This window comes from Chryseobacterium sp. ERMR1:04, from assembly GCF_001297705.1.
Taxonomy (GTDB): Bacteria; Bacteroidota; Bacteroidia; order Flavobacteriales; family Weeksellaceae; genus Chryseobacterium.
In genome coordinates this window covers 395278-417806 of record NZ_LIRF01000004.1, presented here as the reverse complement: position 1 = coordinate 417806, position 22529 = coordinate 395278, and the positions used below count along the sequence as shown (strand labels likewise).

Sequence of the window (22529 nt, the reverse complement as noted above, 5' to 3'; positions counted from 1 at the left end):
ACATTTCTTATGAACCACAAAAGTGACAAAAGTTTTTGTAGTAAAGCTCAATGTCTTGAATGTAGAAAAGTTTACACAAGAAGAAAATCAAAGATTTTCAAAGAACTCAAGTGTTCTTGTCAACAGCATGATTTTTACTTAAATACATCTTAAGTGTTAAAGTCTGTTGTACCTTTTGTGGTTGAATTTTTAATGAATTCTGAAACAGTTAATTTTTAAATAGGAAGCTATTTAGATTTCTTATGAACCACAAAAGTGACAAAAGTTTTTGTATTAAAAGCTCAATGTCTTGAATATTGAAAAGTTTACACAAGAAGAAAATCAAAGATTTTCAAAGAACTTAAGTGTTCTTGTCAACAGCATGATTTTTACTTAAATACATCTTAAGTGTTAAATTCTGTTGTAACTTTTGTGGTTGAATTTTTAATGAATTTAAAGAGACATATTTTTAATTTCCACCCCCAGCTCTATTAGATTCCTCAAATTTCACTTCTTTCGTACTTCCTTTTACATCATTATTCCCGAATTTGTAGGTTACCGAAAGATAGATATTCCTTGTGATGCCTTTGTAATAATATTCTACATTATAGTTAGGATAATATTCTATCCCTTTGGAACGGTTGGTATTCAGAAAATCATTGACATATAAATTGATCAAAAGATTTTTCTTCATCAGATTCAGTTTCACTCCGGTGTACAGGGAAGCGTTTCCATAATAATAGGTATTTCCATCTCTATTTGGAATATTACTCCACAAACCAAGCATTAGCGTAACCGTTTTATCTTTGTTGAGGAAGAAATTATTATCAAGATTAAAGTTAGCGCTATATCCTGCAGGCGCTGAAACGGCTTCCGGCAGATAAGATTTTGATTTAGCATAAAACCCATTCACGAAAATATTAGATTCCAGCCACTTCAACTTGTTGTAATTATAACTGATATTGATTCCGGCTTGATCTTCATTGTAGAAATTCTTTACAATGCTGTATTTTAGATTGCCTTCCACCATTTGAATTCTATCCCAGTTATCTTTATTTCTGTTGTAGTATAAGGTAATATTGAAATTGTTTTTGATGACATATCCAAATTCAAAATTATCAGAAAATGAGGGAAGCAGATAAGGATTTCCTGTATTGTATTCGAACTCGGAGGTGTAGTATCTGAACGGATTCAGGTTTCCAAAGTACGGACGGGTAATTCTTCTTGAGTAATTTAAAGAAAAGGTATTGTTTTCATTCGGTTTATAGCTCACATAAGCTGTTGGGAAAAACTTTCCGTATTTGAATTTTGCAGAATTGTCATCGTTTAAAGAAATCCCCTCCAGATTGGTGTATTCATAACGAAGTCCGGCTTTTGCATCCCATTTATCATTGATTTTGAAACTGGTAGAAACATACGCTGCGTAGTTCTCTTCATTGTAGAAGAAAGTATTCGTTCTGTCTTTGTTTACAATATATTCTCCGTTGTTGATGTTGAAAAAATTAAACTCAGAATCATTTTTGATCTTGGTATATTTTAGTCCGGCTTCTGTTTTTATTTTAGCAAAATTTTTCTCTAAATCTGCCTGCCCGGAATAAATTCTGTACTTACTGATAGGATTGGCAAAAGTAGAAATAGTATTTGAGGTTACGGTATTATAAAAGTTTCTTGCGTTGGCATCGTTCATCAATAGGTTGGCAGAAATACTCAGCTTGCTTCCCAACGTATCAAGTTTTACATCATAAAAAGCGGTGGTATTGTGAACATTTCTGTGGTTTCTGTTTTTACTGTCTGAAAATAAATTAGTCATTCCTTCTTCATTGGAAATAGATGTATAATTTTTTGCCTGTTCCAGTGGATTGCTAAACGAATAATTATAATTAATTCCTACCAGATTTTTATCATTGATTTTATATTCTGCTTTTACATTTCCGCCTTTATATTTGTAGTTGTTTGAGCTTTTGCTGTCGGTTTTCCAGTAATCGGAATTTCCATTTCCTGTTAAATAATTGTAAGAGGTATTTTCCCAGTAATTATCACCAACCGATAAATTGGCGGTAAGAGATAATTTGCTTCCTTGATAATTAAAAGCCAATCCGCTTCTAGTAGAAGTGGCTGGTCTTCCACCGTAATAACTTCCTGAGGTTTGGATAGATCCGTTCCAGCCGAGGCTTGTGTTTTTCTTTAAAATAATATTGATCAATCCACTTTTTCCTTCCGCTTCATATTTGGCAGGTGGAGTTGTGATGACCTCGATTTTTGCAACATCATCGGAACGCAATGTTTTTAAATAATTGATAAGTTCCTGCCCTGATAAATTTAGCGATCTGTCATTCACCATAATGGCAACATTGCTTTTTCCCGCAATGGTAATGGCGTCATCTGTGGTACGTACCATCGGAGTTTTTGCCAAAGCTTCTATGACGTCAATTCCTTGTGAAGCCACAGAATTTTCAACATTAAAAACCAATCTGTCAACTTTTCTTTCAAATAGTTTTTTCTTAACAGTAATCGTTACGCCATCTATTTTTTGTTCTGTAACAGGAGCTTCTTCCTTAATCTGAATATCTTTCTTTTCGTTTCCTTTTACAGATATATTTTCGCTGTTGGTTTTTATGCCATCTTTGATGATCTCTAATACATAATTCCCATTTTCTTTAAGTGCAATCTTAAACATTCCTTTTTCGTCTGTGATGGTAGAAAATTTCACATTGTTTTTTGTAACAAGAACTTCTGTATCTGCAACCGGTTTATTTTCTTTATTGGTAATTGTTCCTTCAATGCTCTGAGAAAAGAGAAACGACGAAAAAACGAAACTTAATAGAAATAATATTTTTTGATTCATGATGATGCTTTACTCTAATGACAGTTAATCGAAGAGAAATATTACATGATTGAGTGAAAAATTTTAAAATTTAGTTTTTTAGTTTTGAGTAAATTTGCACATAATTCCACAAAAGCAATGCACGAGAAACTTTTGAAATTCATAGAATCCGGTTACCACTTCAATACTGATGAGGTTGAGAGACTCAAGCTTTATTTTGAGCCCGTTGAATTTCCCAAGAATACAATTATTGAAGCCGAAGGAGATATTCCGAAGTATTTGTATTACATTGTTTCAGGCTATTTGAGGTTGTTTCATTTTGACGAACTTGGAAATGAAATAACAACTCATATTAACTGCCCACCAGGATTTTTCACCTCTTATTTTAATTTTATCAATCAAACCAAATCTGGGGAAAATGTAGAGTGTATTACAGCGTGTGAACTATTAAGGATAACAAAAGAAAATCTGGATAAACTCACCAGCGAATGCCCTGCCATGAAGGATTTTAGTATTTCGGTATTTCAGGAATCGATTACCTATAATGAAAATCGGTCCAAAGAATTATCTACTTTAAATGCTGAACAGCGGTATGTAAAACTCATTAAAAATTATCCCGGAATTATTCAAAATGTCCCTATCCAATACATTGCTTCATTTTTAGGAATGAAACCAGAAAGCCTCAGCCGAATCCGAAGAAAATTAATTAACTAACAAAAGTCAAGTGCTTTTTATCCTGTGAGAATGAACTTTGTATCATCAAAAATTACTTAAAATGATACAAGATAATTTAAGTTTAGTTTCAGGTGCAAACGGACATTTAGGAAATAATTTAGTGCGGTTTTTATTGCAAAAAGGGATTCCTGTTCGTGCAACGGTGAGAAATATCAATAATAAAAAACCTTTTGAAGGATTAGACTGTGAAGTGGTACAGGCTGATATTACTGACAAAGCATCATTTATAAAAGCGCTTCAAGGCGTGGAAACTTTCTATGCTGTGGGCGCTTCTTTCAAATTATGGGCAAAAGATCCTAAAAAAGAAATTTACGATGTGAATATCGAAGGAACGCGTAATACCATTGAGGCAGCTGCAGAAGCTGGTGTAAAAAGAATTGTTTATGTAAGTTCCATTGCAGGATTAGATTATACAAAACTTCCAACAAAGGAAAGCTATGGATATAATCCGGACCGAAGAGATATGTATTATAACTCTAAAAATGACGGCGAAAAACTGGCTTTTGAATTGGCAAAAAAACTGGGAATAGAATTGGTTGCTGTGATGCCTTCTGCAATGATCGGAAGTGAAGCTTTTCTTCCTTTGAATGTTTCGTATGGTGTTTTAAAATTAATCATCAACAAGCAAATTCCTGTTGATACCAAGATAACCCTGAACTGGATTGATGTAAAAGATGTCGCTGAAGGCTGCTATCTTGCTGCCCAAAAAGGTCGAAGTGGAGAGCGCTATATTCTTGCCAATGAAAACTGCATGACGATTACCGATACAACGATTTTGGCCCATAAATTATATCCTGAGCTCAACCTGAAAGTTCCGAGTGCTGTACCCAAATTTTTGCTGTATACGATTGCCGGAATTATGGAATTTTCTGCAAAATTAAATAGCAAAGCTCCCGTTCTCACCAGAAAGGATATTGCCATGTTTTCAGGATTGCAGCAGAATTTTGATATTTCTAAATCCAGAAATGAATTAGGTTTTAACCCTAAAAAACCTGAACAAGCTGTAAAAGAAGCGTTGGAGTATTTTATGAAACATAAAGAATTACTGTAAAGAGACCACAAAAAGGTCTCTTTTTATTTTGGGATATGAAGTTTGATAATAGATCCTTTGTAATATTTAGTCATGTCATATAAATCGGAGAAGTAATTGTAAATCGTAAAAGCATCATCTTCCATTGTTAAATTTCCCCCATTTGCGTTGAACTGGCTTTCAGCAAAAGCATAAAGATCTTTATAATCTGATTTTAGAAAATCTCTGAGAATATTTTTCTCATCCCGTTTTATCATATCTGTATAAAAAATTCCGTAGATCAGAAACTGATTAAATTTCTGAGCGTCGGTAATGTAATTTAAATGATGTTTAGAATATTTTTCGTAATCATAAAGTATTTGATGGAAATTTTTAACGTGATTCTCTGATAAAATTTCATAAAAAAAATCAAACCCATTAATGAAAAGTTGGGTTTTTAATTCTTCACGATCTGTTTTATATTGACTGTTAAACCATGAGAAGATGGGCAATAATTCTTCTCTGGTAAGGGTTTCAAGAGAATCGGTTATTTTATTTTTAATAATTTCCAGACTTGTCTTTTTGTCGTCAGGTAAGAAATCTAGTATATTTTTTTCTTCACGACACAGCTTATTGTACAAATTTATTTTCGCAATAGTAGGATTGGTCTTTATAAAATAAAGTTCTTCTGGCATATATTTTTGCCAATTATGTTGTTAAAACTGGTATAACGGCTAATAAAGATACAAAATATGTATTCATTTCAGTCAAAAAAATAATATGCTATGCGTTGGATTTTTATTTAAGGTGAATCGTCTCATGCAAAGCAATCCTGTTTCCTTCTGAATCTTCAAATTCAGCGACGGCAAAACCTAGTTTTTCATTGATTTTTTTAGGATATAAAATAGTGCCTCCGTTTTTTATCACTTTCTGCAAAGTATGATCAATATTTTCTGTTTTGAAATAAATAATTACACCTTCTTTACTGGGTTTATAGACATCGCCTTTTGCCAAAGCGCCCGTGATTCCGCTATTTTTTTCTTCAAAGGGAAATAATGCCATTTCATAGTTATCAATGATTTCTTTTTCAAAACTAAAATTGAAGACTGATGTATAAAATTTTTCTGCACGTTCCAGATCATTCACAGGAATTTCAAAATAGATAACAGGATTAGAGGTATTCATTGGTTTTATAATAGGTTGTTTTTCGGTTGGTTGGCATGAATAAAAGAAAAATAGCAATAAGCAAGCTAAGGTGAGCAGAGTATTTTTGATGGATGTCATATAACAAAAATACCATTTTATAAAATGTAATAAAGTATGTATGAGACGGTTCTTATAAGAAAAAAGACAACCGCTAAGTTGTCATTTTTCGATGTATAAAAAAATTAAATGTATTACAGCTTGTTTTTAGGATTATCCAGATATGATAGGATTTTATAAGCGGTTTCCACCCTTGGCTTAATGGGATAATTTTTATTGGCCAGTATCACAATACCAATTTTTTTTGATGGAATATAGATGACGTACGATGCAAAACCGTTTGTAGAGCCTGTTTTATTGATCACCACATTGGGCTGTGGCTTCATAGGAGGGACTAATGGCTTAGTGTCACTGGCTTTGTATGCCATCTCAGCTGCATTTCCTTCAAGCAGTTGAGATAAAGACGCTGGATAATTGTATTGCTCCCAAATAAGATCCTGTGTCATTACTCCGGTTGTAAAATACCCCGTATGGGTGGCTTGTAAAGCTTTAGACAATGTAGCATCTAGATTACCAATTCCCATATTGCGATCTACAAATTTCAGCATGTCTTGTGTACATGATTTTATTCCATAAGCTTCATTGGCCAGTACGGCAGGGTTTAGTCTTACAGGTTGATCTTCTTTATTATAACCTTGTGCATAATCACCCATTTTATTTTGAGGAACATCATAAAAAGTATTACTCATTCCTATTTTTGAAAAAACATGATCGGTCATCGCTTTGGTAAAAGGTTCATTCATTGTTTTTCCTGCTATAACTCCCAATAAGCCGATACTGGGATTCGAATAGACTCTTTTTGTGCCGGGAGCATACAGTGGAACCCATGTTTTATAGTAGTTCATTAACTGTTCATCAGTGGTAATATTATCTGGTAGTTGCAAAGGAAGTCCTCCTGCGATATGCGTTCCTAAATAATACAGTTTTACAGAATCAAACACCGTGTTTTTTAGATGAGGTAAATAGTTACTTACGGGAGCTTGCATATCAAGATTACCATTGATTTGGGAGAGGCTCGCCAAGGTTACGGTAAACGTTTTACTTATTGAGCCCAGCTCAAATAAAGATTGATTAGTAACGGGTTGATTACTTTCTTTAGAGAGTATTCCGTAATTGAAAAACGAGTGTTTACCCTCTACCGTTACGGCGATACTCATACCGGGAATCTTATTTTCGCTCATGAGAGATTGGGCAAGACTGTCTACCAATATCTTAATATCTGTTGATGCTTCTTTTTTCGTTGCCTTACAGCTATAAAGATTTAGTAATAGACAGATCATTAAAAAGCCTGTAATTTGTCCTATAATTACGTTGGGCTGAATGGTTTTTCTTAGATTCATATCGTTTTTTATATGATTATATTCTTATGACGATAAAATTACGGCGTTTATTTTAATCGCTTTGCGATATAGAAAATTGTCTTAATTTCTCTTTTGTTGATTATTTCTTATGCTATTTTAAATAATTGATGAATAAGTACTTGGAGTGATTGGCTCTTTCTAAAACATAAAAATAGATAGACTTATCTATTTTTAATGTAGATTTGTAAAAAATTTAAGATGAAGACTGAAAAAGTTAAAGACAGGATTATTAGAGTTGCCTCAGATTTGTTTTATAAGCAAGGTTTTAATTCAACGGGAATTAATCAGATTATTGCAGAAGCTGATATTGCGATTGGTTCTTTGTACAATCATTTCTCATCTAAAAATGAACTCCTTCAGGCGTATCTTATCAAGGAAGAACTGGGATGGTTCAATGGTTTCGAAGATCATACTGTAAACCTTTCATCTCCGAAAGATAAATTGTTGGCGTTAGTGGATTACCGTAAAAAACTTCAAGATTCTACAAATTTTGCAGGTTGCCATTTTATAAAGATCATTTCAGAAGTGGGAGAGAGCAATCCTGCGATAAGTGATTTTGTAAAGAAACATAAAGAAAAACAGAAAACATTAATTAATGATATTGTACGTGAATTGCCTGAACAAGAATCCATCAATATTAATGAAATCACAGAAACTATTTTTTTAGTATTGGAGGGGGCATTGGTAGTTTCAACAATTAATAAAAATACAACAGGCTTTGACCACGCCAAAAAAATAATTCAGGAACTAGTTTCCTAATTTTTTTTTACTTTAAAATAAATAGATAACTCTATATAAAAATGAAATCAAACTATCTGAAATTAACCATTATTCTTTTCGCCCAGCTTCTCAGCATTATGGATATTTTTATTATGAATGTTTCCATACCGTCTATTCAGCGGGATATTCATGCTTCCAACGGACAAATGCAGTTAATCATTGCTGCTTATCTTATCGGTTTTGCTTCCTTTCTCATTACCGGAGGAAGATTGGGAGATCTCTATGGTAGAAAACGATTGTTTATTGTAGGGTTGATTCTTTTTATGATTAGTTCTATCACCTGTGGATTCTCAACCAATTCCTTATTTCTTATCATTTCAAGGTTTATGCAAGGGTTTAGTGCGGCCTTAATGTCACCGCAAGTATTATCTATGATTCAGATTGTATTTCCTGAACATCAAGAACGTACAAAAGCAATGAGTTGGTACGGAATTACGATTGGAATCGGAACGATTCTAGGCCAATTTTTGGGCGGCTATTTTTCCTCCCTAACATTCATCAATGAAGCGTGGAGACTGATTTTCTTTATTAATATTCCTATTTGCCTTTTCGCTGTTGTTCTGGGGTTTAAAATATTAGATGAATCTAAAATAAAAATTATAGAACGGTTTGATTTCTTCGGAGTTGCTTTATTAGCGGCAGGATTATTCTGCTTTACGTACGCCTTAACCATTTCTGAACATGGCCGTTTTGGTATTGAAAGTATTGTTTTGATGGCTATTTCTGTGATACTTTTGGCTTACTTTATTAAAAGTCAAAAAAATAAAATATTGAAAAATAAGCCGTATTTAATTGATTTTAAATTATTTACCTTTAAAAATTTCAATATAGGAATTCTTTCCGTTTCTTTTTTCTTTATTATGCTGGATTCTTATTTCTATGTGTTGTCTATTTTCTTTCAGGAAGGATTGAAAATTAATCCGTTAGATTCAGGAGAAATCATTGTTTTTCAAGGGTTTGGTTTTATTTTGGCCTCTGTTTTTTCTGCAAAACTCATTTTACGATATGGTAAAAAGGTCTTGATCTTGGGATTAGTATTAATTATTGCTGTTTTAATGCTCCAAGGATATTTTTTCACAGAAACTCCCTCAATTTCTATCCTGTATTTGTTACTGTTTATGCATGGAGTAGGAGTGGGAAGTATAATCCCGTCCTTAGCCAATATCGCCTTATCTGGAATTCCGAAAGATCTTATGGGAAATGCTTCAGGCGTATATATTACGTTACAGCAAACCGCAGCGATTATCGGAATTATCATCGTTGGAAGTCTGTTCTATTGTTTTTTAGGACAGCAGCCTTTAGTGTCAGATTATCAAAAAGCTTTCAAAATTGCTTTAGCCACAAATATTATATGCTTAATTGCAGTGATCGTTTTGATGGTAAAAGTCCCCGAAAGTATTTTGCCTGTGAAAAAGTAAATTCTTTAAAAATTTTGCTTTTTAGAAATAATTTATCATAGTTGTCCACGAATTTCCACCATTAAGATCTTATTTAGAAGTGAAGAATATTAAGTTTCGCTTTGTTTTAAGGCTTAAAAAAAGCTGCTTGATTTTTTCTTACTTAAGCTGAACTTCTTCAATGTTCTTAATGGATTGAATATTTTTTTAGCGGATAAAAACGACATTAATTATTGGCTAAATTATAAACTGCCTCTAAAAGGTTTATCGTATTTTATTGAAAGCTTTTACCTTTCATTATCTCGCATGGCTTTAATCAGTTTATCATTTCGATCTTCTGCTCTTTCGTTGTTTAATGATAAAACGGCCCAGATTGCAGCCGGAATCCAACCGATTAAAGTAATTTGTAGAATTAAGCAGATAATTCCTGTTAAGATTTTTCCACGAACCATAAAGGATAAAAAGGGTAATAAAATAGCTAGTAACATATCTTTGTGATTTTAAATTATTAATAAAAATAGGTAATTTTTTTTTAATAGTTAAAATGAACTCTTATTGAGAGTTAGGATCAAAATATGCTTTAAAAGTCAACGGATCTTCTATTTTATTTTCAGCTGTTTCAAGGTATTCGTGATATTCTTCCTGATGCATTTCCATGTAAACCATGACGATGGCCAAATTGATGTATAAATTTTTATCTACTGAACCTAAGTGGAGGGCAGTCTTCAAATATTCTATGGCTTTTTCATTTTCTCCCATATCAGAATAGACCGCGCCGATATTAATTAAAGCTGCTGTATTTTCAGGTTCAATGAGTAAAATTTCATCTAATTCTTTAACTAAAAGATCATTGATATCGTCCCAATGATCCTCATTTTCCCATCTTTTTGCCTGAAGTTTTTTTACGTTTTCTAATCTTTGGGTGATGTTATTCATGGGGCAAAATTACGGAATTGCAACTATGTATTTTTCTTTTATTTGCGTTTTTCAAATAACCATTTCGGAATTTCATCTGTAATCAAAAACGGAATCACAATATTGTTATGATTAAGATTGGTGAATGTTGTGAAAATCATTTTTTTGTCGGAAGGAAGTTTGTTAAATAATTCCACGCTGCCAACGTATGGGTTGTCATCATCTTTTTTACCGTGAATTAACCAGATATTTTTTTCTTTAATTGCATTAAGATTCGATAAATCCGGAACGGCGGCAACAGAGACCATCGCAGCAAATGTATTCGGTTGCAAACTCATTAAATTTTGAGCGGTGGAGCCTCCCATTGAATAGCCAATCAGATAGATTCTGTTGGTATCTATATTGGGATATTCTTTTTCAAGATTTGTAATCAACTTCAATAAAGCAAAAACATCGTTGGATGGTTTTGAAATTTGGACACCATCGCTGTTCATCTCATAAGTTGTAGAACGTTTACTAAATTGTGGTGCTACAACATAACAAGGATATTTCTCATAAATTTCATCGCGTAGCCAGATTTTAGCAAAGGGCTCAAGCTGATTTTCATTATCATTTCCAATTCTTGAAGAGTTATGAAAGGTAATAACCAACGGATATTTTTTCTTTACGAGGTTATTTTTAGGCATTAAAAATCTGTAAGGAATTTGAATGTCATTATCTACGAATATTTTCTTTTGAAATTTATCGGTGTTTAAGCTGTTTAATATTTTTCTATTGTTTAAAAAGGTAAGCGTATCCACTTCTGTATTCCTAACTTCTTTCTTTTGTCCAAAAATGGGATTGATGGTGAACATTAATAAAAGGATGATTATATGTTGTTCAAGTTTTCTTGTATGCATACTATTTATAAAAGTTAGGGATAAATTTCAGGTTGTTTTTTTGATTATTCAATATTGTCGTAATACGTAAAATCTTTGGTGATTTTTCCATTTTCTATAGTGAATATCGTACAAATGGGAAGTTCAAATTTTGAATTACCAGGCCCTGACCCCGTAGAAATAAACTCTACGATGATGTTATTTTCTCCGGATGGATAAACCTGAATGATTTTATCTTTTAAATCAGGGAAGAGTTGGTTTAGTTCTGAATATTTTTTCACAAAATCTTTCTTGGTTTGTTTTACAGTTCCGGTTCCTAATGAAGGATCTTTGAATTCTGCATTGTCAATATATAAATTTGATAGATCTTCCCATTGATGCTTGTTGAAGAGCTCAAAATAATGGGTAATCAGTTTTTCGTTTTCACTTATTTTATTTTCAGAAACTGTATTGCAGGAGAATAAAAGAAACGAAATAAAAAATAAAGGAATTAATTTTTTGATTGTTTTCATGGGTTAGATTTTCACCTGTTTGTGTTGACGGATCTTGGAACTAAAGTTATAAAAAATCAGGATATATTTATTAAAAAAGAAAGCCTCTGAATACTCAAAAGCTTGTTGGTGATATTAGACATGAGATCTAGTTTCCCATTCCTGTTTATAGATTTGAAATAAATCCATATTATTTCCTGAATAGCTAATTTGTTTTTTGAAAATCATTCCGTTTTTCAAAGCAACTTTTTTAGAGCTTTCATTTTCGGGGATAATGATGGAAACAAGCCTGTCATGAAAATTATTTTCAAAAGCAAAGTCTCTGCATTTTCTGGATGCTTCAATGGCGAAACCTTTGCCTCGAAATTGAGGGAGAATAGAATACGCGATTTCCAACTCAAAATTATTTTCAACTTCCCTTACCAATAATCCAGATTGACCGATCAATTGATTGTTTTCCTTTGAAAGCAGTACATTTTGGCCGCCAAGATTGTTTTCATATCGATGAAAAGTCGCTTCAAACCATTTTTCGCAACGCTCTTTTGGTGTTTTAAAGGTTTCCATCCCTAGCATCTTTGCTGTATGTTCATCTTCAAATAAGCTGAGCCAATGATCAAAATCAGAATTTTCTAATTTTCTGAAAATAAGCCTTTCAGTTTCCTGATGGGTGAGAAGATATTTCATGGGTTTTTACAATTATTTAAAAGCAGGAAGATCTTTTATTTCAGGTTTGAAAACGACTTCCTGAATGGCTTTGTTAATTGAAATCCGAGCAATGGTCAAAGGATGTTGAGGATATTCCGCATCATATTGTTCCTGCTCCGATTTGTTCATTAACGTTCCTTCTTTAAAAGTAGGATCATAAGGATCTTCGAACCAGTTTTGAAGATCATCATTATCAAAAGAAACTTCTTCGCTTTCTAGCAATTTACTTAAGATAACGGTATCTCGAATTCCGGTTGTTCCCGCTTCAACCGCTTGTACTTTAATCACGAAACTGCAGTTTTTAAAAGGAATCGTCACGGAAGCAATATAAGTCATTCCACTTTCGGCCTGAGGAACTTTAAAAATAGTTTTTACACTGGGGAAATTTTGTACTTTGAGAGTGTTTACTTCAATAATTCCACCGCCTGATGCAGCAATAGATTTCCTATGAAAATCTCTCAGATGATCAGTATCTTTTATGGTAGGTAGATCAGGTTGAAGGTCGAAAAAATATAATGAAATTAAAGCACTTTGTTCAGGATTTACCCAAATAATTCTAGACTCATTTTCTTCTACTTTATCCCATCCGAAATGAGGAATAGAAACAGAATTAATATGTACTTTAGCTTTCTTTTTCTTGAAGAAGTTGAACATAATGGTTACGTTTTTTAGATAAATATAGTTTTTTTCCGTCTAAGTTAATTTTAAAAACTGAGTTACTTTTTTACAGAAATCAATAGCATCATCGGTCTGCGTAATTCATCTTTCATTTCTGAAAACTCTTTCAGCATTTCTTCACTCGGTTCTGGTTCAATTACTTCTTTGATTTTAAACCCTAATATTAAAAGGCTGTTCAGATACGTTGTTAAAGTTCTGTGGTATTTTACAACATCTTCACCTAAAAAGGTAGTATTTCTTTTTCCTTCTACAAAATAATTGTCCACAGGCCAATGTAGCTTTTCTCCATTTTCATGGTAAGCCCAATCCTGATTTCCCTGTGCTGTAAAAACAGGATGTTCCACTGAAAATACAAAATTTCCGTTCGGCTTCAACCATTTGTAAATGTTTTGTACCAACGTATCAAATGATTCTATATAATGAAAAGTCAGCGAGCTTACAATAATATCAAATTTCTCTGCAGGATAGTCTACCTCTTCAAGGGCTTTTCTTTCATAGTAAATATCTTCCAACGCGTTGATTTCTCTTGCTTTTTCAAGCATCTTTTCTGAAAGGTCAATTCCAATCACAGATTTTGCTCCATTCTCAATGGCATATCTGCAATGCCAACCAAAACCACAGCCCAAATCAAGAACATCTTTCCCTGAAAAATCAGGCAACATTTTTTTCAAAGCAGGCCATTCTCCTGCACCTTCCAATCCTTTTTGAGAGCGGAGCATTTTTTCGTATTGTTTGAAAAAGGAGGTGTTGTCGTATTTGTTTTGTTGCATACTGTTGTGTTTTTTAAATATAAATTAATATTTATTTTTAAAATCTATTCCATTATCATATTCTATAGGATTGATAAAACTAATGAAACCTATATCGGAATCAAGTTTTTGTTTTAATTCAATCAAATAGATTTCGGCCTGTTCAATTGTTCCATCAAATGTTAAACTAAATATTGTTTTGTTATCATTTGTCATATCAACACCAAACATAACTTTCTCAGGATTATTAATGTATTGATTCCAATAAAAAGTTTGACTTATATTATTTGTATTAACGAAATAATCAATCATTTCTTGGTTACTATTAAATTCCCCATCAATTTTAGAAGTATAGTCTAATTTTAAAGGTTGATATTGAGGTAAGTAAAAGTTAAGAAGTTCAAATATTTTCTCTGATGATTTAGAATCAAAATAGACTTGACAAATAATATCGCTAATCATACTTATGTTTTTATTTGAACGGGTTAAAACCCGTTTCTATTGATAAAGACTCTATAAACCATGTCAAGGTTCAAAACCTTGACATGGTTTTACAAATAAAAAGATTAAAAATCTTTGATTTTTTAAAAACGTATATGTTAATATTTTACCTCTTTTGTGGTTAAATATAAATTTCAAAAGCTCTAATTATATTTTACCCAAACGCCCTCTTCAACAAACTCTCCACTTTCGGCTCACTTCCTCTGAAATTCTTATACAATTCCATTGGATCTTTTGTTCCGCCGGAAGAAAGAAGTATTTTATATTTTGCGGCAATTTCAGGATTGAAAATTCCGTTTTCTTTAAAATAATGGAAAGCATCAGCATCCAAAACTTCTGCCCATTTGTAAGAATAATATCCCGCAGAATATCCACCTTGGAAAATATGGGAGAAGCTTGGGCTCATTGCTGTTTCAGGATTTGCAGGATACAATTGTGTTGCTTTGGTGTACTTATCTTCAAACTCTTTTACAGTTTCATTCTCCAACTCTGCAACTTTTGTGTGATAATTCATGTCCAAAATTCCGAAACCTAATTGTCTCATCGTTTGGTAGCCTTCCATAAAGTTTTTAGACTGTTCAATCTTTTGAATTTTTTCATCGGGAAGAACTTCACCTGTTTTATAGTGTTTCGCGAAAGTTTTTAAGAACTCAGGTTCGTAACAGAAATTCTCCAAAAACTGAGAAGGCAATTCCACAAAATCCCATTTTACAGAAGTTCCTGAAAGGGTAGGGTATTGGGTGTTGGCCAACATTCCGTGAAGGGCGTGACCAAACTCATGGAATAAAGTCGTCACTTCCTGAAACGTTAATAAACTCGGCGTATCTTTTGTCGGTTTGTTGAAATTACAAACGATCGAAATATGTGGACGGGAGTTTTCACCGTCTTTTTTATACTGATTTTTATAGCTCGTCATCCAGGCTCCGGCTCTTTTGCCTTTTCTTGGGAAATAGTCGACATATAATAGCGATTTGTACTCGCCATTCTCTTTGACCTCGTAGACTTTCACATCTTCATGATATTTAGGAATGTCGTTTCTTTCTTCAAACGTTAATCCAAATAACTGATGAGCCAAACCAAAAACAGCATTCTGAACCTGATCTAACGGGAAATAAGGTTTTAATTCCTCATCGTTTAAATCATATTTTGCTTTACGAAGTTTTTCAGCGTAAAAAGTATGATCGTATCCTTGTATTTCGTCTATTCCATAAGCTTTTGCTAATGATTTTAATTCTTCAATTTCTTTTTCGGCGTAAGGTTTTGCTTTCGTTAGCATCTCATTTAAAAAGTCCAATACTTTGATTGGAGATTTTGCCATTCTTTCTTCCAATACGTAGTCTGCATAATTAGCATAGCCTAATAATTCAGCTTTTTGTTGTTTTAGAGTAAGCAATTCTTTGATGAGATTTTGATTATCAAATTCACCACCATCAAAAGATTTTTTACCATTGGCTAATGCAATTTCTTTTCTTAATTCACGGTTTTCAGCGTAGGTCATCAACGGAAGGTAACTTGGATATTGCAATGTTACAACCCAACCTTCAAGATTTCTTTCTTTCGCTTCTTCGGCGTATTGTTCGATAATGGCTTCGGGAATTCCTGCCAGATCTTCTTTATTGGTAATATGTTTGAAATAATTATTGGTAGAGGCCAATACATTTTGTCCGAATTGCAGAGATTTTAAAGATAAATCCATGCTGATATTCTTTAATTTTTCTTTGTCTTCTTCATTCAGTAAAGCACCGCTTCTTACAAAACCTTTATAAGTTTCATTTAAAAGCATGTGTTGCTCTTCATTAAGATTATATTTTTCTTTCTCGTCGTACACCTTTTTGATCTTGTTGAAAAGCGCTTCGTTTTGAGAAATTTTTGATGAATATTCTGTTAAGATCGGAGAAACTTCCTGAGCGATCTGTTGAAGTTCGTCACTTGTTTCGGCTGAATTTAAATTGAAAAAGATATTAGAAACGGCATCCAATTGTTCTCCCGAATACGCCAATGCTTCAATCACATTTTCAAAAGTGGGTTCTTCTGAATTATTGACAATGGCATTAATTTCTTCTTCTGATGTTTGAATTAATTCTTTAAAAGCGGGAAGATAATCTTCATTTTTAATAGAATTGAATGGTGCTGAATGATATGGTGTGTTAAATTTTTCTGTTAAAATATTCATTGTTTGATTTTTAATGATTGTAAATGTAATAAATCGTATTGATTTGGTTGTTGAAATCTCAAAAATAATGCCTTAATGAGATGGTGTGACAAAAAGTGTGTCATCTTTAATAATCTTGTCATAGGGCAAGTCATCCTACTGTCAGAATAATTAGTTTTGAGTACAAGTAAAATGATATGATGCTGAAAATACCCGAAAAGTCATTATTAAATAATCAACATTTCGATTATGGAGATTCTTTTGTGAAAAAGTTTATCCATAAAGACCAAAATCTGAACTCAGGACAAATAGGAAAGCTGTTCTTCACGAGCAGTTCAACATGGATCAAAAAACTGTTTTCGTTGAGAAATAGGATTGTCAAAATTTTTGGATTAAAAATTCCTGAAGGTCAAAACGAACATGCGACAGATCTAAAATATGAGCCGGGAGATCAAATCGGACTTTTTAAGATTTTTAACAAAACCCATAATGAAATAATTATTGGGGAGGACGATAGCCATTTGAATTTCAGGGTTTCCTTATTGTTGGATGATCATAATTCGCTAAATAAAAAAAGGAAATTAACCATTACGACTCTTGTGCAATACAATAATTGGTGGGGAAGACTATATTTTTTTCCGGTTAAACCTTTTCACAAAATCATAGTTGCTGCTAAGATAGATGCAATCATTAAAAATTTATAGTAACCGATACAAAAGAAGAGTGTTTACTGTTTTAAATCCTGATTTGATGAGTTGTATTGATGGAAGGAATAGAGTAATTCTCAAAAATAGTACCTCCGTATAAAGTTGCAACAAAATGTTTTATCTTTAATGATCTTGTCATAGGTAAAGTTGAGATAGAGGCGGAATGATTAATTTTGACAACATATTCAAAACTTAATGATGTTAAAAATTTAACCTAAAAATATTCAAACTATGAAAACGATCTTAAAAATTATTGGTGGAATTGTTCTTTTACTTATTGTATATGCTGTAATCGCCATGCTCGCTTTTGGTAAAAATTACCATTATGAAAAATCTATAGTACTTAATGCTCCGAAAGAAAAGGTATGGCAGCAGATAAGTTCTATGAAGGCATTTAATGAATGGAATCCCTGGATGAAATTAGATAAGACGATGAAAATTACGTATACCGGAACTTCCGGAGAAGTGGGAGATAAATACTGTTGGGATAGTAAAAATGATGATTCTGGTGCGGGTTGTCAGGAAATTAAAGAATTGGTTTTAAATCAAAAACAAAAAACAGAAATGATCTTTGCCAAACCTTTTGAAGGGCAGGCAACCTCTGAGATTGTTTTGTCTTCTGAAGGAAATTCTACAAAAGTGTTGTGGACGATGGATACCGAGCAAGATCCTATGATGAAAATAATGAGACCGATGATGGATTACCAAATGGGGAAATCCTACGAAGAAGGTTTGAATAATTTGAAAGCATTGGTAGAAAAATAAAAAAATAGCCTTGTAGATTTTACAAGGCTATTTTTTGTTTAGTATTCTTTTTTGCCAATTTCATTAATCGAATCTTCGTTTCCTATTCCTTTAGGATTAGGTCCGTATTCATTGGAGCCGGGGAGACTATCAGCAAAAAGCATCCAAAGTGAATAAAAAGGGATTAATTGATACCAACCGCTGTTATCTCTGTCATGACATCTTTTTGCCCCCTGAGCAATCAGAAACCAAAAAAATGGAATGAGTAAAATAAAAAAGAGTGAAAGAACAATAGTGGAATCTTTTCCAGTAGAGGATATGGCAAACTGAAATGGAATACTAAATGCTAAATAAATAAGATAGGATAAACCATACTCTTTGCGTCTGATTCTTCCTTCAAAAGAAAAGGGTTTTTTAAACATGATCTGTATTTTTATCTACTAAAAATATAAAATATTATTTAAAAAAAACATTATCTTTATATTAAGTTTATGTAAAGAATTCGATTTATGGAGAAGATTGTATTTGAGAAAAATGATATAAGAAATTATGTAAAAACCGTGATTGCAGAAAAGATTGAAAAGTTGAAAAACTTTATCGAGTTTACATTGGATGCAAGCCGTGATATCAAAAAAACTCCGAAATATGATAGTATGAGAGAAGAAATGCAGGAGGAAATTTACCAAATGCAGAGACAGCTTGCAGCTTTGAATGATCTTCAACGCAACATGGCAAAAGTACTAAATAAGAGTACAGAAAGAGTACAGTTGGGGTCTATTGTGATTACCAATAAAGCACGTTTTTATATCTCAGTTTCCTTGGGAGAGTTCTTTTTTGAGGGCGATCGTTTTTATGCTATTTCCTCGGAAAGTCCGATGGCAAAAAAAATGATGGGCATGAAGTCCGGAGATGATTTTACATTGAATAAAATTCATCAGGAAATTGTGGAAGTGTTGTAAAAATTATGAATTGTTTCCCTACTGTCATTCTAACGAAGGAAGAATCTGAAAACTTATTAAATCATACCAGAAAACCTGCAATTAACAACCGTGAGCGATCAACTTTTTCGTAATTTTGCACCTATGAATAAAGCAGAAGTTTTAAAAGAAATCATAGAGCAAAGAAAAAGCATCTTTCCAAAAGATTACACTGAAACCGAAATATCTCAGGAAATTATTAATGAGATCTTGCATTCAGCAACATTGGCTCCCAATCACAAACGTACAAAACCTTGGCGTTTTAAGATCTTCAAAGGAGAAGAAAAGGCAAAATTAGCGTTGGAAATGCAGACTATTTACAAAGCTTCTCAGCCTGAACATCTTTTCTTAGAGAAAAAATATAATGATATTGGCTTTAAAATTACCAAAGCGGATGCTGTAGTTTCAATTATTGTTAATTTCAGCGGAATGGTTCCTGAATGGGAAGAGATTGCTGCCGTTTCTATGGCGGTTCAGAATATGTATTTAACGTGTACAGCAAATAATATCGGCTGCTATTGGAGCTCTCCTAATATCGTAGATCATTTGAAAGATTCTTTAACAATCGAAGAAAATCAAAAATGTCTGGGACTGTTTTATCTAGGAAAAGTAGATTAATTTATCAATCCAAGCTCATTAAAGTATAATTACATGGATAGGTTGGTAAATTGTTACATTTATTAATCGTAGAATTGAAAATTTTATTTATCTTTGCACTCTTAAATATTTAACTGGGACGAGTTCCCGTAAAATTCAAACATTATGTCAGTAAAAATCAGATTACAAAGACACGGATCAAAAGGGAGACCTTTTTTCCACATCGTGGTTGCAGATGCTAGAGCTAGAAGAGATGGTAGATTCATCGAAAAACTAGGTACTTACAACCCAATTACTAACCCTGCGACTATCGATTTGAACGTTGATTCTGCTGTAAAGTGGTTAAACAACGGTGCTCAACCAACTGATACAGCAAGAGCTATTCTTTCTTACAAAGGAGCACTTTACAAAAAACACTTACAAGGTGGTGTTGCTAAAGGATCTTTTGACGAGGCTGAAGCTGAAAAGAGATTTGCTGCTTGGTTAGAAACTAAAGAACAAAAAGTACAAGGTAAAGTAGAAGGTTTAACTAAAGCTCAGTCTGACGCTAAGAAAGCTGCATTAGATGCTGAAGTTAAAGTAAACGAAGCTAGAGTTGCTGCTGCTGCACAAGTTATTGCTGATGCTAAAGCTGCTGAAGAAGCTGCTAACGCACCTGCAGAAGAAGTTGTTGCTGAAGCTACTGAAGGTGAAGCTCCTGCTACTGAAACTCAAGAAAACACTGAAGCTTAAAAATCCAGATATGCGTAAAGAAGATTGCTATTTATTAGGAAAAATCACACGCAGACATGGGCTTGCGGGTAATGTGATCCTTAAATTGGACACAGATCAACCCCAGCTTTACAATAAACTGGAATCAATATTCGTTGAAATCAACGGATTATTGGTTCCTTTTTTCATTGAAAAGTCATCTTGGAGCAAATTAGATGCTCTGAATCTTGCTTTTAAAAACTCTTCTGAGGCTTTAGTAGACCAATCTTTGGGAAAAAGCGTATTCTTACCGCTTGCTACATTGCCAAAACTTACAGGGAAACAATTTTATTATCACGAAATCATAGGATACAATATTCTTGATGAGCATGATAATGACTGTGGTGTTATCCGATCAGTAAATGATCAGACCGCTCAGGTGTATTTCGTTACAAACTTAGACGGAAAAGAAGTTGTGATTCCTATGATCAAAGACTGGATCCTGGAAGTTGATAGAGAAGAAAGAACCATCAAAATGATCCTTCCTGAAGGTCTTATTGATGTCTTTTTAGTGCCTTCTAAAAAAGACGAATAAATTTTCACAAAAAAAGATGATAAGTTAATCAACTTTCATCTTTCCATATTATTTTAATTACTTATTACCAATTATTTATTGCTCATAAACTGCGGGTAATAGATATTCCTGAACTATTTTTTCTGATTGCGAATGGGCATATGCTTTATTATAAGCTTTTGCTGTAACTACGATCACTAAAGGGATTTCCGTGAACATGATAATTTTGTTACCGCCATTTCCGCTGCATTGATAGGCCTCAAAACTTTTGTTTCCTACTTTATATATCTTTCTCCAAAATAGGTATCCATATCCTTCAAAGTCTTTATTGTCAGAGAAATAATTACTGAATGATTTCTTGATCCAAGCTTTGTCGATTACTTTTTTGCCTTTCCATTCTCCGTTATTTTTGTATAGTTGACCAAACTTAGCAAAGTCTAAGCTATTCATCCTCATACCTCCGGCTAATGAAATTTTATGCTGTGGCGTATATTGCCATTGGTAAGTTGTAATTTCTAACGGATTAAAAAGTTTTTCTTTGGCATAAGATTCGAGCCCTTTTGGAACCTTCTGATCTAAAATATCTCCGGTAACAACAACTCCCGCCGTGAAATAACTCCATTTTTTACCAATCTTATGATCGGTCATGGGAACATCGAGCGCAAATTTCACCCAGTTGTCGGTAGGGTACATATTTTCTTCATTTCCCGGAGAATCATCGTCGTCGTCATTGCCTTCAAAAGATGAACTCATCGTCAAGAGACTTTTAAGCGTTACGCTGTCTTTCTTTGGGTTATAATGTTGGAATTCTTTTAAATGATAAAACTCTCCAAGGGTTTGATTTTCATTCTTTAAATAGCCTTCTTTAATGGCGATTCCCGCTAATGCCGATGCAAAAGACTTTCCTACAGAACGGGTATCTTGTAAACTGTCTCTTCCGGAACTGTTGAAATATTCTTCAATAAGCAATTTTTTATTTTTAATAACTACAATGCTGGTAATCTCTCTGAATCTGTTTTCTGCAATTTTTTGATTTAAAGCTTTAATTTTTTCTGTTTTGAATTGGTCTTTGGACACTTCCCATCCGCTGTTAGGTTTGATAGGTTGAAGGGCAATTTGTTGTTCGCTGATATTTTTTTTAGGAACCGAAAGATTAATTTCGCCTTTCGCGATAAGACGCCCTGTTTTTACTGATGTTGATTTTAAATAAGGACGGATTTCTATTGTTAGAAGATGGTTTCCCGCAGTTAGAGCATCAATTCCTCCATGAACTAAATAAAAACGAGACCATAAATATTTTCCCCAGGAATCTTCATTACCAGAACTTATTAAAGGAATTCTAAAGTTTGTTTTTATCTTTTTATTTTCTACAGTTCCGGCGCCTGTATTTAGATTTTCCACATAGATCACTTTTCCATCAACTAAAAAAGAGAACTGGTAATTTCCTTTTTTGAGCAATTCATCAGCGGTTAAGGTAGGATCAAGTTCATGTAAATAATTTACCAATGAGTTATCCATAAAAACTCTGAGGTCGAGGTCTTTATCTTCTTGGAAGTTGATGTTTTTAGGAATGTCACTTTCTTTAAGATTGTCTAATGGAATTACTTTGTCTAAAAGAAGGATGCTATTCAAATGGTTTTTCTGCACCGTATTTTCAATTTTCTCAGGAGTAACAAGGTTCTGAGTTTGTCCAAAAGATAAATTAAATATCAAAGACAGCGTAAGTATAGTTATTGGTTTCATTTCAATTTTAAATCTAAGCAAAAATATAAAGCTTAGCTTAGTAAAAATAGAATAAAATTAGCATTTGTGATTTTCCCACA

The 22529-nt window shown here is 33.1% G+C and carries 25 protein-coding genes; 10 read left to right on the top strand and 15 right to left on the bottom strand.

Annotation, left to right across the window (positions count from 1 at the left end; genetic code table 11):
• Window positions 1-448: 448 nt before the first annotated feature.
• Window positions 449-2824: a TonB-dependent receptor gene (locus AMQ68_RS09405; RefSeq protein ID WP_054510376.1), complete on the bottom strand. Its 2376-nt coding sequence runs from the start codon at window positions 2822-2824 to the stop codon at window positions 449-451.
• Window positions 2825-2908: 84 nt separating this feature from the next.
• On the opposite strand from AMQ68_RS09405, the gene AMQ68_RS09400 reads away from it, so the two are divergent.
• Window positions 2909-3517: a Crp/Fnr family transcriptional regulator gene (locus AMQ68_RS09400; RefSeq protein ID WP_241775092.1), complete on the top strand. Its 609-nt coding sequence runs from the start codon at window positions 2909-2911 to the stop codon at window positions 3515-3517.
• 61 nt (window positions 3518-3578) lie between these two features.
• Complete coding sequence (locus AMQ68_RS09395) at window positions 3579-4589, top strand: NAD-dependent epimerase/dehydratase family protein (RefSeq protein ID WP_054510374.1); 1011 nt, start codon at window positions 3579-3581, stop codon at window positions 4587-4589.
• Between the two features lie 23 nt (window positions 4590-4612).
• Here the strand turns inward: AMQ68_RS09395 and AMQ68_RS09390 are convergent, their stop codons facing one another.
• The 3 genes from AMQ68_RS09390 to ampC all read right to left on the bottom strand — a co-directional run bounded on the left by AMQ68_RS09390 (window position 4613) and on the right by ampC (window position 7150).
• A complete protein-coding gene (locus AMQ68_RS09390; protein ID WP_054510373.1) occupies window positions 4613-5242 on the bottom strand; it encodes a hypothetical protein in 630 nt (209 codons plus the stop codon).
• A 103-nt stretch (window positions 5243-5345) separates the two neighbouring features.
• Window positions 5346-5732 carry a VOC family protein gene (locus tag AMQ68_RS09385; RefSeq protein ID WP_054510589.1) on the bottom strand — a complete coding sequence of 129 codons (387 nt, stop codon included), beginning with the start codon at window positions 5730-5732 and terminating at the stop codon, window positions 5346-5348.
• A gap of 212 nt (window positions 5733-5944) precedes the next feature.
• Window positions 5945-7150 (bottom strand): class C beta-lactamase, encoded by a 1206-nt coding sequence (ampC, locus tag AMQ68_RS09380; RefSeq protein ID WP_071254752.1) that lies wholly within the window; start codon window positions 7148-7150, stop codon window positions 5945-5947.
• A 219-nt stretch (window positions 7151-7369) separates the two neighbouring features.
• On the opposite strand from ampC, the gene AMQ68_RS09375 reads away from it, so the two are divergent.
• Entirely contained in the window at window positions 7370-7930 is a 561-nt protein-coding gene (locus AMQ68_RS09375; RefSeq protein ID WP_054510372.1) for a TetR/AcrR family transcriptional regulator, read from the top strand.
• Between the two features lie 41 nt (window positions 7931-7971).
• Window positions 7972-9369: an MFS transporter gene (locus tag AMQ68_RS09370; protein ID WP_054510371.1), complete on the top strand. Its 1398-nt coding sequence runs from the start codon at window positions 7972-7974 to the stop codon at window positions 9367-9369.
• 266 nt (window positions 9370-9635) lie between these two features.
• On the opposite strand, the gene AMQ68_RS09365 is transcribed toward AMQ68_RS09370, so the two are convergent.
• From AMQ68_RS09365 to AMQ68_RS09325, 9 genes are all read right to left on the bottom strand, one after another.
• Complete coding sequence (locus AMQ68_RS09365; protein ID WP_054510370.1) at window positions 9636-9836, bottom strand: YqaE/Pmp3 family membrane protein; 201 nt, start codon at window positions 9834-9836, stop codon at window positions 9636-9638.
• A gap of 64 nt (window positions 9837-9900) precedes the next feature.
• Window positions 9901-10284 (bottom strand): tetratricopeptide repeat protein, encoded by a 384-nt coding sequence (locus tag AMQ68_RS25430; RefSeq protein WP_054510369.1) that lies wholly within the window; start codon window positions 10282-10284, stop codon window positions 9901-9903.
• A 38-nt stretch (window positions 10285-10322) separates the two neighbouring features.
• A complete protein-coding gene (locus tag AMQ68_RS09355) occupies window positions 10323-11162 on the bottom strand; it encodes a prolyl oligopeptidase family serine peptidase (RefSeq protein ID WP_054510368.1) in 840 nt (279 codons plus the stop codon).
• Between the two features lie 44 nt (window positions 11163-11206).
• Window positions 11207-11653, bottom strand: a complete 447-nt coding sequence (locus AMQ68_RS09350; protein ID WP_054510367.1) for a nuclear transport factor 2 family protein — start codon at window positions 11651-11653, stop codon at window positions 11207-11209.
• Between the two features lie 114 nt (window positions 11654-11767).
• Window positions 11768-12316, bottom strand: a complete 549-nt coding sequence (locus tag AMQ68_RS09345) for a GNAT family N-acetyltransferase (RefSeq protein ID WP_054510366.1) — start codon at window positions 12314-12316, stop codon at window positions 11768-11770.
• A 12-nt stretch (window positions 12317-12328) separates the two neighbouring features.
• Window positions 12329-12991, bottom strand: a complete 663-nt coding sequence (locus AMQ68_RS09340) for a hypothetical protein (RefSeq protein ID WP_054510365.1) — start codon at window positions 12989-12991, stop codon at window positions 12329-12331.
• A gap of 62 nt (window positions 12992-13053) precedes the next feature.
• Window positions 13054-13785 (bottom strand): bifunctional 2-polyprenyl-6-hydroxyphenol methylase/3-demethylubiquinol 3-O-methyltransferase UbiG, encoded by a 732-nt coding sequence (locus AMQ68_RS09335; protein ID WP_054510364.1) that lies wholly within the window; start codon window positions 13783-13785, stop codon window positions 13054-13056.
• A gap of 24 nt (window positions 13786-13809) precedes the next feature.
• Window positions 13810-14226 (bottom strand): hypothetical protein, encoded by a 417-nt coding sequence (locus tag AMQ68_RS09330; RefSeq protein ID WP_054510363.1) that lies wholly within the window; start codon window positions 14224-14226, stop codon window positions 13810-13812.
• A 193-nt stretch (window positions 14227-14419) separates the two neighbouring features.
• Complete coding sequence (locus AMQ68_RS09325) at window positions 14420-16438, bottom strand: M3 family metallopeptidase (protein WP_054510362.1); 2019 nt, start codon at window positions 16436-16438, stop codon at window positions 14420-14422.
• 179 nt (window positions 16439-16617) lie between these two features.
• Here AMQ68_RS09325 and AMQ68_RS09320 point away from each other — a divergent pair, with 179 nt between their 5' ends.
• Together AMQ68_RS09320 and AMQ68_RS09315 are read left to right on the top strand one after the other, a co-directional pair.
• On the top strand, window positions 16618-17121 hold the full coding sequence (locus AMQ68_RS09320) for a DUF2867 domain-containing protein (RefSeq protein WP_071254768.1): 504 nt from the start codon (window positions 16618-16620) through the stop codon (window positions 17119-17121).
• A gap of 234 nt (window positions 17122-17355) precedes the next feature.
• The gene (locus AMQ68_RS09315) at window positions 17356-17889 is read left to right on the top strand and encodes an SRPBCC family protein (RefSeq protein ID WP_071254751.1); all 534 of its coding nucleotides are present in this window, start codon (window positions 17356-17358) and stop codon (window positions 17887-17889) included.
• A 38-nt stretch (window positions 17890-17927) separates the two neighbouring features.
• Here the strand turns inward: AMQ68_RS09315 and AMQ68_RS09310 are convergent, their stop codons facing one another.
• Window positions 17928-18290, bottom strand: a complete 363-nt coding sequence (locus AMQ68_RS09310) for a DUF805 domain-containing protein (protein WP_054510360.1) — start codon at window positions 18288-18290, stop codon at window positions 17928-17930.
• 87 nt (window positions 18291-18377) lie between these two features.
• Here AMQ68_RS09310 and AMQ68_RS09305 point away from each other — a divergent pair, with 87 nt between their 5' ends.
• The 4 genes from AMQ68_RS09305 (at window position 18378) to rimM (ending at window position 20727) form a co-directional block, all read left to right on the top strand.
• Window positions 18378-18827 (top strand): hypothetical protein, encoded by a 450-nt coding sequence (locus AMQ68_RS09305; protein WP_054510359.1) that lies wholly within the window; start codon window positions 18378-18380, stop codon window positions 18825-18827.
• A gap of 123 nt (window positions 18828-18950) precedes the next feature.
• Window positions 18951-19463 carry a nitroreductase gene (locus AMQ68_RS09300; protein WP_054510358.1) on the top strand — a complete coding sequence of 171 codons (513 nt, stop codon included), beginning with the start codon at window positions 18951-18953 and terminating at the stop codon, window positions 19461-19463.
• A 144-nt stretch (window positions 19464-19607) separates the two neighbouring features.
• The gene (locus AMQ68_RS09295; protein WP_054510357.1) at window positions 19608-20174 is read left to right on the top strand and encodes a 30S ribosomal protein S16; all 567 of its coding nucleotides are present in this window, start codon (window positions 19608-19610) and stop codon (window positions 20172-20174) included.
• A 10-nt stretch (window positions 20175-20184) separates the two neighbouring features.
• Entirely contained in the window at window positions 20185-20727 is a 543-nt protein-coding gene (rimM, locus tag AMQ68_RS09290; protein WP_054510356.1) for a ribosome maturation factor RimM, read from the top strand.
• 75 nt (window positions 20728-20802) lie between these two features.
• Here rimM and AMQ68_RS09285 read toward each other — a convergent pair whose 3' ends face one another.
• Window positions 20803-22449 carry a serine hydrolase gene (locus tag AMQ68_RS09285; protein WP_054510355.1) on the bottom strand — a complete coding sequence of 549 codons (1647 nt, stop codon included), beginning with the start codon at window positions 22447-22449 and terminating at the stop codon, window positions 20803-20805.
• Window positions 22450-22529: the final 80 nt, after the last annotated feature.

Coding starts and splice junctions, on each gene's coding strand:
- rimM (WP_054510356.1), top strand. CDS start 20,185: ATGCGTAAAGAAGATTGCTATTTATTAGGAAAAATCACACGCAGACAT.
- AMQ68_RS09350 (WP_054510367.1), bottom strand. CDS start 11,653: ATGAAAACAATCAAAAAATTAATTCCTTTATTTTTTATTTCGTTTCTT.
- AMQ68_RS09320 (WP_071254768.1), top strand. CDS start 16,618: ATGCTGAAAATACCCGAAAAGTCATTATTAAATAATCAACATTTCGAT.
- AMQ68_RS09385 (WP_054510589.1), bottom strand. CDS start 5,732: ATGAATACCTCTAATCCTGTTATCTATTTTGAAATTCCTGTGAATGAT.
- AMQ68_RS09405 (WP_054510376.1), bottom strand. CDS start 2,824: ATGAATCAAAAAATATTATTTCTATTAAGTTTCGTTTTTTCGTCGTTT.
- AMQ68_RS09355 (WP_054510368.1), bottom strand. CDS start 11,162: ATGCATACAAGAAAACTTGAACAACATATAATCATCCTTTTATTAATG.
- AMQ68_RS09285 (WP_054510355.1), bottom strand. CDS start 22,449: ATGAAACCAATAACTATACTTACGCTGTCTTTGATATTTAATTTATCT.
- AMQ68_RS09325 (WP_054510362.1), bottom strand. CDS start 16,438: ATGAATATTTTAACAGAAAAATTTAACACACCATATCATTCAGCACCA.
- AMQ68_RS09395 (WP_054510374.1), top strand. CDS start 3,579: ATGATACAAGATAATTTAAGTTTAGTTTCAGGTGCAAACGGACATTTA.
- AMQ68_RS09370 (WP_054510371.1), top strand. CDS start 7,972: ATGAAATCAAACTATCTGAAATTAACCATTATTCTTTTCGCCCAGCTT.
- AMQ68_RS25430 (WP_054510369.1), bottom strand. CDS start 10,284: ATGAATAACATCACCCAAAGATTAGAAAACGTAAAAAAACTTCAGGCA.
- ampC (WP_071254752.1), bottom strand. CDS start 7,150: ATGAATCTAAGAAAAACCATTCAGCCCAACGTAATTATAGGACAAATT.
- AMQ68_RS09340 (WP_054510365.1), bottom strand. CDS start 12,991: ATGTTCAACTTCTTCAAGAAAAAGAAAGCTAAAGTACATATTAATTCT.
- AMQ68_RS09365 (WP_054510370.1), bottom strand. CDS start 9,836: ATGTTACTAGCTATTTTATTACCCTTTTTATCCTTTATGGTTCGTGGA.
- AMQ68_RS09310 (WP_054510360.1), bottom strand. CDS start 18,290: ATGTTTAAAAAACCCTTTTCTTTTGAAGGAAGAATCAGACGCAAAGAG.
- AMQ68_RS09390 (WP_054510373.1), bottom strand. CDS start 5,242: ATGCCAGAAGAACTTTATTTTATAAAGACCAATCCTACTATTGCGAAA.
- AMQ68_RS09315 (WP_071254751.1), top strand. CDS start 17,356: ATGAAAACGATCTTAAAAATTATTGGTGGAATTGTTCTTTTACTTATT.
- AMQ68_RS09345 (WP_054510366.1), bottom strand. CDS start 12,316: ATGAAATATCTTCTCACCCATCAGGAAACTGAAAGGCTTATTTTCAGA.
- AMQ68_RS09330 (WP_054510363.1), bottom strand. CDS start 14,226: ATGATTAGCGATATTATTTGTCAAGTCTATTTTGATTCTAAATCATCA.
- AMQ68_RS09375 (WP_054510372.1), top strand. CDS start 7,370: ATGAAGACTGAAAAAGTTAAAGACAGGATTATTAGAGTTGCCTCAGAT.
- AMQ68_RS09305 (WP_054510359.1), top strand. CDS start 18,378: ATGGAGAAGATTGTATTTGAGAAAAATGATATAAGAAATTATGTAAAA.
- AMQ68_RS09300 (WP_054510358.1), top strand. CDS start 18,951: ATGAATAAAGCAGAAGTTTTAAAAGAAATCATAGAGCAAAGAAAAAGC.
- AMQ68_RS09295 (WP_054510357.1), top strand. CDS start 19,608: ATGTCAGTAAAAATCAGATTACAAAGACACGGATCAAAAGGGAGACCT.
- AMQ68_RS09335 (WP_054510364.1), bottom strand. CDS start 13,785: ATGCAACAAAACAAATACGACAACACCTCCTTTTTCAAACAATACGAA.